At 68.3% G+C, this 12648-nt stretch carries 10 protein-coding genes; 1 reads left to right on the forward strand and 9 read right to left on the reverse strand.

All coding sequences use genetic code 11. The features are described 5' to 3' along the window. Window positions 1-413: 413 nt before the first annotated feature. Window positions 414-1919 carry a diguanylate cyclase gene (locus tag ACFWO8_RS19770; RefSeq protein WP_378952995.1) on the reverse strand — a complete coding sequence of 502 codons (1506 nt, stop codon included), beginning with the start codon at window positions 1917-1919 and terminating at the stop codon, window positions 414-416. Window positions 1920-2212: 293 nt separating this feature from the next. On the opposite strand from ACFWO8_RS19770, the gene galK reads away from it, so the two are divergent. Further along, window positions 2213-3319, forward strand: a complete 1107-nt coding sequence (gene galK, locus ACFWO8_RS19775; RefSeq protein ID WP_378952998.1) for a galactokinase — start codon at window positions 2213-2215, stop codon at window positions 3317-3319. 34 nt (window positions 3320-3353) lie between these two features. Here galK and ACFWO8_RS19780 read toward each other — a convergent pair whose 3' ends face one another. The 8 genes from ACFWO8_RS19780 to ACFWO8_RS19815 all read right to left on the reverse strand — a co-directional run bounded on the left by ACFWO8_RS19780 (window position 3354) and on the right by ACFWO8_RS19815 (window position 12607). After that, complete coding sequence (locus ACFWO8_RS19780; protein ID WP_378953001.1) at window positions 3354-4934, reverse strand: alkaline phosphatase D family protein; 1581 nt, start codon at window positions 4932-4934, stop codon at window positions 3354-3356. Window positions 4935-4971: 37 nt separating this feature from the next. Further along, window positions 4972-5304: a hypothetical protein gene (locus ACFWO8_RS19785; RefSeq protein ID WP_378953004.1), complete on the reverse strand. Its 333-nt coding sequence runs from the start codon at window positions 5302-5304 to the stop codon at window positions 4972-4974. 65 nt (window positions 5305-5369) lie between these two features. After that, the gene (locus tag ACFWO8_RS19790) at window positions 5370-6827 is read right to left on the reverse strand and encodes a PepSY-associated TM helix domain-containing protein (RefSeq protein WP_378953007.1); all 1458 of its coding nucleotides are present in this window, start codon (window positions 6825-6827) and stop codon (window positions 5370-5372) included. A gap of 404 nt (window positions 6828-7231) precedes the next feature. Next, window positions 7232-7792: a hypothetical protein gene (locus ACFWO8_RS19795; RefSeq protein WP_378953010.1), complete on the reverse strand. Its 561-nt coding sequence runs from the start codon at window positions 7790-7792 to the stop codon at window positions 7232-7234. 63 nt (window positions 7793-7855) lie between these two features. Then, complete coding sequence (locus ACFWO8_RS19800; protein ID WP_378953013.1) at window positions 7856-9514, reverse strand: acyl-CoA synthetase; 1659 nt, start codon at window positions 9512-9514, stop codon at window positions 7856-7858. Between the two features lie 125 nt (window positions 9515-9639). Then, on the reverse strand, window positions 9640-11268 hold the full coding sequence (locus tag ACFWO8_RS19805) for an acyl-CoA synthetase (protein ID WP_378953016.1): 1629 nt from the start codon (window positions 11266-11268) through the stop codon (window positions 9640-9642). 112 nt (window positions 11269-11380) lie between these two features. Then, entirely contained in the window at window positions 11381-11875 is a 495-nt protein-coding gene (locus ACFWO8_RS19810) for a helix-turn-helix domain-containing protein (protein WP_378953019.1), read from the reverse strand. A gap of 99 nt (window positions 11876-11974) precedes the next feature. Then, entirely contained in the window at window positions 11975-12607 is a 633-nt protein-coding gene (locus tag ACFWO8_RS19815) for a hypothetical protein (protein WP_378953022.1), read from the reverse strand. Window positions 12608-12648: the final 41 nt, after the last annotated feature.

The raw sequence follows: 12648 nt of genomic DNA on the forward strand, positions 1-12648 counted from the left end.
CGGTTAGCGCTCGAGACTAGAGCCTTCGGCTCAGCGCTTTCGAGCGCTAACCGGCGACCCGGCCGCGGACCGGCCACTTCGTGGCCGCCGCTCCCTATGGGTCGCGGGTGCGGGGCTGGGAGTGCGGTCATGGCGGATTTGGGGTGCACGGTGGGGCTGGGAGTGCGGTAGGGGTGCGGACTTCGGGGTGTGGGGTGTGGCTGGTGGCGCGGTAGGGCTGCGGTCTTGGGGTGGCTGGTGGCGCGGTAGGGCTGCGGTCTTGGGGTGGCTGGTGGCGCGGTAGGGCTGCGGTCTTGGGGTGGCTGGTGGCGCGGTAGCGCTGTGGTCTTCGGGGTGTGGGGTGTGGTTAGGAGTGCGGTAGGGCTGCGGACTTCGGGCGTGTTGTGGGGGTGCGGTCATGGCGGATTTTGGGGTTAGACCGCGGTGCTGGCGGGGTTGGTAGTTCGTAGATGGGGGCGGCGGGGGGTTGGTTTTCTCAGCTCGTCGTGGAAGCTCAGGCCTAGGCGGTATTCCTTGGCGTGGTACATCGCCGCGTCGGCGGTGCGGATGAGGTCGTAGATCGTTGTCTCGGTGGGGCGGGTGGTCAGGCAGGCGACGCCGATGCTGGCGGTGATGGGGATTTCGCCGCAGCTCAGTTCGAAGGGGCGGATGAAGGCGCCGAGGATGTGTTCGGCCAGGACCGCGGCTTCGGTGCGGGTGCGGGGGGCGAGGACGACGAATTCGTCGCCGCCGTAGCGGGCGGTGAGGTCGGCGCTGGTGGTGGTGCGGCGGATGCGGGAGGCGGCGTTGGCGATGAGTTCGTCGCCGACGGCGTGGCCGTAGCTGTCGTTGACCATTTTGAAGCCGTCGAGGTCGATGAACAGCAGGCACACCGGTTTTCCGGCCCACTGCTCGCGGTACCGGTGTGGTGCGCGCAGCAGGGCGGCGCGGTTGAACAGGCCGGTGAGCAGGTCGTGGTCGGCCTGGTAGTGGGCTCGGCGTTCACTGCGCATGCTGCGGGCGATGGCGCGTTCGCTGCGCACCAGCACCCCGACGAGCAGCATCGTGAGCAGCGAACAGATCACCACGCGGTCGAGGACCCCGAGGTCGGCGCCGACCACGCTGACCAGCGAGGCCGCCACCAGCGCCACCGCGATCATCCCGGCCCGCTGCCGCGATCGATGCGGTCCCACATCCTCGGCGTCGCGCAGGGCGCCCATCGTCGGCTGCACCGCGGCCAATCCGGCCAGCAGATACGCCCACTGCTGTGGCACCACCGCGAACTCAGGATCTACCGCGATTGTGCCTGCGGCAGTGAGGCTTTCGAGAAATCCGCCGATGAGCACGGCGATCAGCGCCGCCTGCAACAACCGCAGCGACGTCTCCGAGCGAACCACTGTCGCCAGCGAATGCCCGAGCACGGTGGCCAGCAAGGCGTGGATCACCGGATAGCTCGCGGCCAGCGCGGTATCGACGAACCCGGTGCCGTGCCGCAGAATCGGCGAGATCAGGAACGTCCACGACGCCAGCAGCGCGCTGAGTCCGATGAGCGTCGAGTCCAGCCACAGGTCACGGGCGTTACGGAGCTTGTGCGGCTGCAGCCAGCCGACGGCGGCCAGGCCGAGGCACAGCGAGGCGGCCAAGGTGCACAGATCGTCGACCGGATGCCAGCCCGGATGCAGCCCGAGCGCGCGTATCGCGGTGCCCGTGGCGAACAGCGGAACCGAGGCGGCCAGGAGATACCAGGGCAGCCGGTGCGTGGGCCGATGGCTGTACATGCCGTACCCGATCATCGCCAGCGATCCCGCGACGATCACGACGAGCAGCACAAAGGGCAGCGCCCGGCCACCTGATAACGGCGCGAGCAGCACGGCCCCCGCCGCGCCGAGCAGCACCGCGCACCGTCGCCGGCTTCCGTAGCGTGTCTCGCTGATGGTCATCAGCCCCCCTCGATCTTGCTGCGCACGCGACGAGCGTCGATCGAATGGAAGGCCGGTGAATCACTCGAAGTATCGGCCGAGAACACCGAGTGTTGTTGTTCGAGCACTATCCCCAGCCGGCAAGCGCCGACGCTCAAAACCTTTACAACTCAGTCGATCATGACACGTCCGTGGCCCCGCTGTCGATGCGTTGCGAGCATTGCCGGATACCGATTCGGCACCCGATATCCCACGCTTGTCTGTCGCGGGTGTTCGGTGGTGGCATCGTCGCAGGAAGCGGAAGGGACAGACGGGTGGACAAATGGATCGCGCCGGGCCGGGTCAACATCATCGGCGAGCACACCGACTACAACGACGGGTTCGTGCTGCCCATCGCGCTATCGCTCGGCGTCGTCTGCGCGGCCGGGCCACGCGGTGACGGGCTGGTGCGGCTCACCTCGGCGCAGCGGCCCGGCGACGTCGTTCAGGTGCGGGTGCGCGAACTCGTGGCGCAACGGGATCGGTTGCCCGGCTGGGCCCGCTATCCGCTCGGCGTCGTCGACGAGTTCGTTCGCGGCGGTCATCGAGTCGACGGGGTGAATCTCGAACTCGACGGCGCGGTGCCGATCGGCGCCGGCCTGTCCTCGTCGGCGGCCCTGTGCTGCGCGGTGACGATCGCGCTGCGCGATCTGTTCGCGCCCGAACTCACCGATCGGAACATGGTCGAGATCGCCAGGGCGGCGGAGAACGGTTTCGCCGGCGTGCCGACCGGCCTGCTCGACCAGTCCGCCTCGATCCTGTGCACCGAAGGCCACGCCCTGTTCCTCGACATCCGCGCGTTCGTCAGCAAGGAAACCGCTGGTGCCGAACAGATTCCGTTCGATCTCGATGCCGCTGGATTGACGCTGATCGTCGCCGACACCGGTAACCCGCACGACCTGGCCGACGGCGGGTACGCCGAACGCAGAGCGCAATGCGAAGCCGCCGCCGACGCGTTGAACCTGCCCGCCCTGCGCGAGGCCACCGCCGAAGACCTTCTCCGGCTGCGGGATCCACTGCTGCGCCGCCGCGCGACGCACGTGGTCAGCGAGAACGCGCGGGTGCTCGCGGTCGCCGACCGGCTACGCACCGGTGCGGACCCGCGGGCGATCGGTGAGCTGCTCACGGCCTCGCACCATTCGCTGCGCGAAGACTTCGAAGTATCCGCGCCCACCCTGGATCTCGCTGTCGAAGCGGCGCTCGACGCGGGCGCCTACGGTGCGCGCATGGTCGGGGGCGGCTTCGGCGGCAGCATCATCGCCTTGGTCGACCACGCCGACCAGGTCGCCGAGAACATCATCAATCGGTTCGCCACCACCGGTTTCGCCCCGCCGAGCGTCTTCGCCGTCGAGCCCGCCGCGGGTGCGCACAAACTGGATTGAACGTTGTTGTTCAGTGCGAAGGGCCCGGGAAACCTCACGCTTCGATGGCGCCCGGGATTCCTTCCTCGACAACGAAACTCGCGCGTGTGGTGATCGGTGCGCCCGGTCGGCTGACATACGGGACGACGCGGAAGTCGTTGCGCCACTGACGATGATCGAGGTCGACGCGGACGTATCCGCGCTGGCGGTTGTAGAACTTCATATCCGGGTTGGCAGCCAGCAGCGTGCGGCCCGCGTCGGTGAGGTCGGCGCCGTCGCTGCCGGTGCTGATCGAGGTACCGGTGAACTCGGTTGCTACAACAGGGGATTCGGGATCGGCATAGTCGCGGCGTAGGTCGGCGACATAGTTCTCGTGGCGGTCGCCGGTGATCACGACCAGGTTGTCGACAGCGTGGTCGGCGGCAGCGGCCAGCACCGTATTGCGGTCGGCGACATAGCCATCCCACGCATCCGTGCCGAGTAGCAGGTCGGGGCCCGGGTCGTAGTCGGATTGGGCCATGGCGACCTGGTTGCCGAGTACCTGCCAGCGGGCATTCGAGGTGGCGAGCCCATCGACGAGCCAGTCACGTTGGGCCGCACCGAGAATGGTGCGGTCGGTGGCGAACCGGTCGGCGCAGCCGATCACCGCGGAGCCGTCGCCGCAGGCCTGGGGGGTGCGGTACTGCCTGGTGTCGATCATGGTGAACTCGGCCAGATCGCCGAACCGGTAGCGCCGGTGCAAGTGCATCGACGGGCCCGCGGGGAGCTGGGCGAGTCGCATCGGCTGGTGCTCGTACATGGCCTGGAAGGCGGCGGCTTTGCGGCGCCGGAACAGGGGCGGGAGGCGGTACACGTCGAGTCCGAGGCCGGGACTGTCACCGGCCCAGTTGTTGTCGAGTTCGTGGTCGTCGAGGGTGACCAGCCAGGGGAACGCCGCGTGCGCGGCTTGCAGCGGCGCTTCGCCTTTGGCTTGGGCGTAGCGCAGTCGGTAGCCGGTCAGATCCACTGCCTCGCCGGCGAGTTGCGGCGGCATGTGCGCACCGCGGCGGGCGAGGATCCAGGAGGTTTCGTAGATGTAGTCGCCGAGATGGACGACGAGGTCGAGGTCTTCGGCGCTGAGATGCTCATAGGCGGTGTAGTAGCCCGAACTCCACGACTGGCACGACGCGAAGGCGAACCGGAGCCGTTCGGTCGGGCTGTGCGGTGGCGGCGCCGTGCGGGTGCGGCCGATCGGTGAGATCGCCGAGCCGGCCCGGAAGCGGTAGTAATACCAGCGATCCGGTGCCAGCCCGGCTACTTCGGGATGCACGCTGTGGCCCAACGCGCGGGTGGCCAGCGCCGATCCCCTGACCACCACTTTCGTGAACTGTTCGTCCTCGGCGACCTCGTAGTCGACGGTCACCGCGTCGACCGTCATCCCGCCGTACCCGTCGGGTGCGAGCGGATCGGGAGCCAGTCGCGTCCACAACACCACCCCGTCCGAGGTCGGTTCGCCGGACGCGACCCCGAGCGAGAACGGTTCGCCGAGCCACCGGGGCGCGGCGAACCTCGCACTGCTCACCGCCGACACTCCGACCAGCGCGGCGATCGAACCTGTCACGCCGGTACGCAGGAGTTGTCGACGGGACAGCGGCATCATCGGATCCTAGGGGCCCCGTCCGCGCAGCGCGGTGTCAGAGCCGGAAGATCCGCGAACCCACAGCCCAGCCTGCGCTGGACCAGTTCGGACCGAAGCACGCCACCGTGCCCGCCTGGCCGACGGGCAGATCCTGGCGGATCGTGAACGGCCCGACGGCGAAGGGCGCGATGTTGTATCCGATGCAGTCGACCTCGAGCCGGTAGGTGCCCTCGCCGCCATAACATCCACCGTTGAATGCCCACGGGCCGTTCATCGACCCCTGGCAGCCGGTATCAGCGGCGGCGGTACCAGCGGCGACACCGGTCAAGGCGACGGCGATGACCGGTGCGGCCAGGCACATCGCAACTGCACGAGCTGAGGTTCTCATAGGGAAGCTCCGATCATCGAGGTTCATGGGTTACATGGGATGTTTCCTCGATAGTTAGCCATGCGTTACACCTTCTCCGCACGCGCGGCGAGTCCCCATGCGATATCGATGAGCAGGAAGACGAGCAAGCTCACCCCGATCAACGGGATGAACCAAGCGAGGGCCACCGCCGAACCGGCCAGCGGGACGGTGATCCACGGCGACGTGCGGCGCAGCACCCCACGCCGTGGCGGGACTGGCAGAGCAGCCCTCCGGGTGGGTCGACGCTGCCACCACATGCGGTAGCCGAGCACGATCACGGTGACGAGGCCGCCCATGATCGCGAGCAACAGCAGCTGGTTGACCAGGCCGAACAGCAGACCCATGTGGAAGGCGATGCCCCAGTTGGTGAGCTTGGCCATCAGCGGCCAGTCGGCGAACGCCAGTCGGTCGGTGACCGTGCCGGTCGACCCGTCGACGGCGAGCGAATCGACGGTATAGGTGCCGGGCAGGCGCCGTTCCTTGACTCCGAAGGCCTTGGTGGGCGTCGCCGGGATGGCGATTTCCGCGCCCTGGGTGATGCCGTTGGCGCGGGCCACCTCGTAGACGCGATCGAGTTGCGTGATCTGGGCAGCGGGATCGACCGGTGCCGGGGCGATGTGGCCCGCGCTGTGGTGTTCGCTCGGCGCGGGCGCCGCGGACCCGGCACCCGGCAGGGCGACGCTCACCGCGGGCGTGGTCCAGCTGAGTTCTTCGCGCAGCTTCGTGACGTTCTCGCCCGCATAGGTCGACCAGGTCATACCGGTGGCCGAGAGCAGCAGCACCACGGGCAGGATCCAGACGCCGATCGCGCCGTGCCAGTTCATCTTTCGACGCCTGGTCTGGGACAGATCCGGCTTGAGCAACCACTGCGCGGACCTGCGCTCGCGCCGCATCCGCACCCGATGCACCCACAGTACGAGCCCGAACAGCGCGATCACCCACAGCCACGACGCGGCCAGTTCGCTGTAGAGCCTGCCGGGTTCGCCCAGGTGCAGGCTGCGATGGAACTCGCTGAGCCAGGTGCGCAGCGGCAGCGCGCCGCCGCTGCCGTAGACCACGGACTCACCCACCGGCTGGGCGGTGTGCGGGTCGACGAACACCGACAGCCGCTCGGAATCGCCGAGCGTCGGATCGTTGAACAGGACGCGCGTGGTGTCGCCCTCGTTCGGCGCGGGGGCGACGGCGACCAGCGTCAGATCGGGACGGGCCGCGACGGCCGCCCCCACCTGGCTCGACAGGGCTTGCTCGGGGCCGGTGGTGTCGACTTGGAGCAGGTCGCGCGAGACGAAACTTTCGATCGTCGGCGCGATCGCGTACAGCGCGCCGGTGAGCGCGGCGATCAGGATGAACGGGGCGACGAAGATCCCCGCGTAGAAATGCAGGCGCAGGGCCAGCGGATAGAGGTGTAGGGCCCGGCGCGAGCCGGAACGTGGACGTCCACCGGAAGCCGGCGGTGCCGAGGGGGAGTTCTCCTCAGCTGGACGGGTGTCCGTGATGCTCATGATGATTCATTTCTGGAGTGCTGGAACCCAGTGCGCGTAGGCGTATCCGGCCGTGCGCCGGAATCGGCGACAGCCCACGGTGCGGCCGCGCGGATGCGGAGACGACGCTGACCTCGCGGGCACCGTGGATCGACTGTGCGCCGGCATTTTCGTCGCGCGGCGCTGACGAATCGCGGCCGCTCGAGCGCGCTTCGCTCGCATCGAGAGGCCGCATCGAGCAGCCCCGTCATATCGAGCAGCCCCGTCATATCGAGCAGCGGTCACATCGAGCAGCGTCGGTCACATCGAGCAGGCACGAGCGGACGCGGCAGGCGCGGGCTTGGGAGCCGGTGCCGACAACTCGTCGCCTAGTTGATGCGCGCGGGCAGCGCACGACGAAGTCCGTGCACTGGGTGAGGGAGAGTTCAGAAACCGATCGCGAGCGGGGGAGCGCGGGTGCGCAGCGACTGCGTGGCGAAGATTCGCAGGATGACGCGATCGCGGTGGACCAGGCGCAACGGCGCCGGGTCGGGGATGCGAGAAGTGCGGTAGCGCAGGGGCAGGATGCGCGCCAGAACGGCGCTGCCGATCCGATACGCGGCCTCGGCGCCGACGATCACCACGGCCGCGAGCAGCGCGGCGACGGTGTGGGCGGTGAGCATGCCGAGCCCGAGGGAATCGTCGGGCGCGTGCGAATGCCCGGACCAGCTCATCGTGGAGTGGCCGATCAGCTGACCGCCCAACAGCACCGCCGCCAATCCGAGCGCACCGTCGCGCAGCCGGCCGACCCCGGCGACGAGCGCGCCGACGACGGCCGAGGCCGCCGCCAGCAACACGATCGCCGTGCTACCCGGCAGCGACCCACCGGCCGCCACGCCGTGTGCGGCCAACGACAGCGCACCCGACATCGAACCCGCGCAGGCACCACGCAGCCGCGCGCCGACAGCACGCGACGGCGCGGACGCCTGCTCGAACCCGATGATCACGCGCTGATGATAGTCGACCGCCATCGCCCGCCCGAAACGATCGGGCGGACTATGGTTGCCTGCTCAGTCCGCGTCGACCGCCATCTCGATCAGCGGCTTGCGCAGTAGCTTGCCGGTCGCGTTGCGGGGCAGTTCGTCGACGAAGATCACCTCGCGCGGCACCTTGTAGCGGGCCAGGTTCTCGCGGACGAAGTCCTTGATCTCCTTGGCATCCCGCGTGGACTCCGGGCCGGGCACCACGATCGCGCGCAGGCGTTTGCCGTAGTCGTGGTCGTCGACACCGACGACCGCCGCCTCGAACACGTCGGCGCGACCCGCGATGAGGTTCTCCACTTCCAGGGGGAAGACGTTCTCGCCGCCGGAGACGATCATGTCGTCGTCGCGGCCGTCGATGAAGAGCAGCCCGTCGGCATCGAAATGGCCGACGTCGCCGCTGGACATCATCCCGTCGACCATCTCCTTGGTCCGCCCGTCGGTGTACCCGGTGAACGCGAAACCGTTGTCCACGAAGATCGTTCCGGTGACGTTCGGCGCGGTGATCGGCTTGCGGTTCTCATCGAGCAACACGATCCGGATGCCGACCGGTGCCTTGCCCGCGGTGGTCGGCGCCTTGCGCAGATCCTCGGGGGTGGCCACGGTCATCACCGCGCATTCGGTGGACCCGTAGAGGTTGTAGAGCGAATCACCGAAGTAGTCGAGGGTGCGGGTCACCACGTCGGGCGCGATCGCCGAGCCCGCGGCGAAGATGACCTTCATCGTCGACGGGTCGTACTTCGCCAGGATCTGCTCGTCCAGATCGAGGATGCGCTGCAACATGGTCGGCACCACGACCAGCGAATCCGCCTGGTACTTCACCACATTGGCGAGGGTCTGCTCCGGATCGAACCGGCGCTGCTGGAAGATGACTCGGTTCCCGAGGGCGAGCCCGAGGGTGAACTGCGACAGACCGGTGCCGTGGAAGATCGGCGCCGCCATGATCATGGTGCCGTTGTTGGGCAGCGGCACCCGATCCACGAACTGCGCCGAGGCGAACGGGCTCACCTTGTCGCGCGGTGCGCCCTTGGGGGTGCCGGTGGTGCCGCTGGTCAGGATCACCATGCCGCCGGGCTTGCTCGGCGCGGCGACCGCGGCGTTGGAACGGCCCGCCGACAGCGACGCCACGGTCGGGATCGACGGGTCGGCTCCGTGCGCTTCATCGACCCAGGTGAGCACGCGCGGGATCTCGGTGGGGATGGCGCTCATCAGGTCGAGGAACTCGCTGTCGTGCAGCACCGCCTTGACCTTCTCGCGGGCGGCGACATCGGCGAACTGCGGCTTGGCGAACCCGGTGTTCATCAGCACCGCGCGCACGCCGAGCTTGCCCGCCGCGAGCAGGCTCAACACCATGCCGCGATGGTCGCGGGCCAGCACGGCGACCACGTCGCCCTCGCTGATCCCGCTGGCGCGCAGGCCGCGGGCGAACGCGTTGGCCTGTGCGTCGAGTTCGCCGAAGGTGATCTCACCCAGTTCGTCGACGATCGCGCCCGCCTGCGGCCTGCTCTGCGCGGCATGCATGACGACGCCGGCGAACGGGCCGAACTTCGAGACATTGCGGAAGGAACGGGCAGCGTGGTCGAGGCGCAGCGGGTTGAACAGCTTGCGATCCACCATGACCTTGACGCCGAGCGCGAGATCACCCGCACGTCGGGCGGTGGTACCTAGCGCGGGCAGAGACAGAGACATCGAACAGCCTTCCGGCAGACCGAGCCCGCGCGGAACCGCAGGCCGGACCGCGTCTTCGAGATCCAGTGCTGTCGCTAACACTAGCAAGCGATCCGGCCGTACTCTACTCCGTAGTAACCTCGGGCTTATCCCTGTGAGACCTCATAGTCGATGAGGGTGCGGCGCACGATCTTGCCGGTGGCGTTGCGGGGCAGTTCGTCGAGGAAGATCACCTCGCGCGGCACCTTGAACCTGGCCAGATTCGCCCGGACGTGCGCCTGGATCTCGGCGGCCTCGATCGCCTGACCCTCTTCGAGAACGACGAAGGCGCGCAAGCGTTTTCCGAATTCCTGGTCATCGACGCCGATCACCGCCACGTCGAAGATCTCGGGCCGCTCGACCAGCAGGTTCTCGACCTCCTGCGGGTACACGTTCTCGCCACCGGAGACGATCATGTCGTCATCGCGGCCGTCGACCATGAGCAGCCCGGTCTCGGTGAAATGGCCCATGTCGCCGCTGGACATGAAACCGTCGATGATCTGCTTGTGCCTGCCGTCGGTGTAGCCCTCGAACGGCGCGCCACTGCGCACGAAGATCCGGCCACGGGCGCCCGGCGTCTGGACCGGCTGGTCCTGGTCGTCGTAGAGGCGGACCTCGCAGGTGATCGGCGACCGGCCGACCGTCCCCGGCGCTTCCGCCAGCTCGGCCGGGTTCGCGATGGTCGCGATGGCCACCTCGGTCGACCCGTAGAGGTTGTAGAGCACCGGCCCGAAGGCCTCGGTGGCGCGGATGCACAGCTCAGGGGTGAGCGCGGAACCGGCGAAGAGAATGACCTTCAGCGACGACAGGTCGTATTTCGCGCGGACTTCCGGCGGCAGCTCGGTCATCCGGTGCAGCATCGTCGGCACGCAGACGAGCATCTCGACCTTGTGCTCGGCGATCGCGGCGAGGGTGGCCTCGGCGTCGAATCGGCGGCGCATGACGATCTTGTTCGACAGGATCGAGTTGACCAGCCAGGTGCCGAGACCCGTGCTGTGGAAAATCGGCGACACGATCATCGCCGTGCCCCGCCTCGGGAAGGGCACGCGGTCGACGAACTGCGCGGTAGCCATCGGTGTGACCTTGGTGCGCGGTGCGCCCTTGGGCAGGCCGGTGGTGCCGCTGGTGAGGATGATGAAGCCGCCCGGCTTGCTCGGCGCGGGCAGATCCTCGGTGGCGTTGTTCGCGATGAGGTCGTCGAATGTCGTCGCGCCGGCGGGCAGCGCGGTGCCTTCGTCGACCCACGTGAGGTAGCGCGGCAGGTCGGCGGGCAGCGCGTCGAGCAGGGCGAGGAACTCGCTGTCGTGCAGTACCGCGCGCACGTTCTCGCGTTCGCAGACCTCCGCGAACTGCGGCTTGGCGAAGCCGGTGTTCATCAGCGCGATCCGCGCGCCCAGCTTGCCCGCCGCGATCATCGACATGATCAGGCCGCGGTGATCGCGGGCCAGCACGGCGATGACCGTGCCCTCGCCGATGCCCGCTTCACGCAGGCCGCGGGCGATGGCGGTGGACTGCTCGTCGAGTTCGCGGTAGGTGAGTTCACCGCGCTCGTCCACGAGGGCCACCTGATCGGGGGCGACACGGGCCGAATGGCGCACGAGGGTGGCCTGCGGGCCGTAGATCTTCGATTCCTTCATCGTCCGCAGGGTCTCCAGCGGCTTCTTGGGATCAGAGACACCGCGTGCGCGCAGCACGCCGATCGCCTTCACGCTTTCGAGCAGATGTGACACGTTCACTCGACTACCTCCGCTGCATTGATCACTCGACGCTCACCGTAGCAGTCGATGTGCCTTGCGTCACAGTAGTCTATCCGGACAATTAGGACATCTTGTGAAGACGCCGCCCAGGTCAGCGCTGCGCGGCCGCCAGCGCGGCGAGTAGCGGGATGAGCCTGCCCTCCGGCACCTCGAAACGGCCGAGGCCCGCGGTCTGCAACCAGCCGACCGCGGCGAGCTGGCGCAGATGCTGGTAGATGTCGGCCGAGGTGCCGAGCTCTTCGATGGCGGCGAGATCGGCGGCGGTCCTTCGGCCGTAGACGATCTCCTGCAACAGTCGTAGTCGCACCGGGTTCGCCAGTGCGGCAAGGCAATTGGCGGCCTCGATGGTCCATACATCGCCGACGATGGCATCGGTGGCGTACTGGGCCTGCCAGTCGAATCGCTCGCCGGTCGGCAGTTGCAGCGCGCCCGCGAGCAGCACACCGCCGGTGCGTTGCCCGGCGTCGGCGAACTCCTGCCGCAGCCGGGCCACCGCCCACGGCAGCTGCGCGTCCTCGGGTCGCGCGCTCTCCAGGGCGGCAACGCGGCGTTCCAGTTCTTCGAGTCGGTCGACCAGTTCCTCCACGCCGGTCAACCTACGCCACACCGAAGCTGTTGCGCTGCATCATCGAAACGACAACGCACCCCGGGACCGAGTGGACCCGGGGTGCGTGGTGGCCGAAAGTTACCGCGTGACAGCGCCGAACGAGGGCTGCTGGATGGTGCCGAGCTGGTAGGCGAACCCGTCCGGGTGCGCCTCGCTGACCGGCACGGACCAGCGGTGCCACAGGTTGCCGAAGACCGCGGCCACGATGAGCCCGCCGCCGGTGTTCAGCGATGCGGTGCGGATGGTGGTGTCGACCGGCACGTCCTGGTGTTCGGTCAGGACCGCGGTGCCGCTCTGCCCGCTGGACAGATTCAGCCACATGACCTCGAGCTTGGCGCCGGCCTGATTGGGCGAGATGGTGCCTGGCCCGCCGAAGAAGCCGAAGCGGAAGCCGTCGATATCGAGGGCGATGCCCGAGCCGTATACCCCGGCTCCGCCGCCGTTCTGGCCGATATCGGAGGTCGCGGGGATCTGGTACGGCTGCGCGGGCAGTGCGACGTCGACGGTGCCGGTGGCGGTGAGCTTGTCGAGGGCGGCGAGTGCGCCCGGATTGTCCGCCACTGTCGTGCGCAGCTGCGCGACGGCCGAGGCCACGTCGACAGTCTGTGGCGTCGGATCCGCGACCGCGGGGCCCGCGAAGACGATGGCGGCGGCGGCCGAGGTGACGGCTACCGCGGTGGTGAAGCGACGCATGAAACTCAGATGATGCATAACCAGCTCTCCTAGAGTGTTCCTGGTACTGCTTTTCCGGG

Source organism: Nocardia sp. NPDC058480 (genome assembly GCF_042720495.1).
Taxonomy (GTDB): domain Bacteria; phylum Actinomycetota; class Actinomycetes; order Mycobacteriales; family Mycobacteriaceae; genus Nocardia.

Excerpts from the sequence above, each read along its gene's own strand:
- ACFWO8_RS19800 (WP_378953013.1), bottom strand. The coding sequence starts at position 9,514 with ATGTCTCTGTCTCTGCCCGCGCTAGGTACCACCGCCCGACGTGCGGGT.
- ACFWO8_RS19790 (WP_378953007.1), bottom strand. The coding sequence starts at position 6,827 with ATGAGCATCACGGACACCCGTCCAGCTGAGGAGAACTCCCCCTCGGCA.
- ACFWO8_RS19770 (WP_378952995.1), bottom strand. The coding sequence starts at position 1,919 with ATGACCATCAGCGAGACACGCTACGGAAGCCGGCGACGGTGCGCGGTG.
- ACFWO8_RS19780 (WP_378953001.1), bottom strand. The coding sequence starts at position 4,934 with ATGCCGCTGTCCCGTCGACAACTCCTGCGTACCGGCGTGACAGGTTCG.
- ACFWO8_RS19785 (WP_378953004.1), bottom strand. The coding sequence starts at position 5,304 with ATGAGAACCTCAGCTCGTGCAGTTGCGATGTGCCTGGCCGCACCGGTC.
- ACFWO8_RS19815 (WP_378953022.1), bottom strand. The coding sequence starts at position 12,607 with ATGCATCATCTGAGTTTCATGCGTCGCTTCACCACCGCGGTAGCCGTC.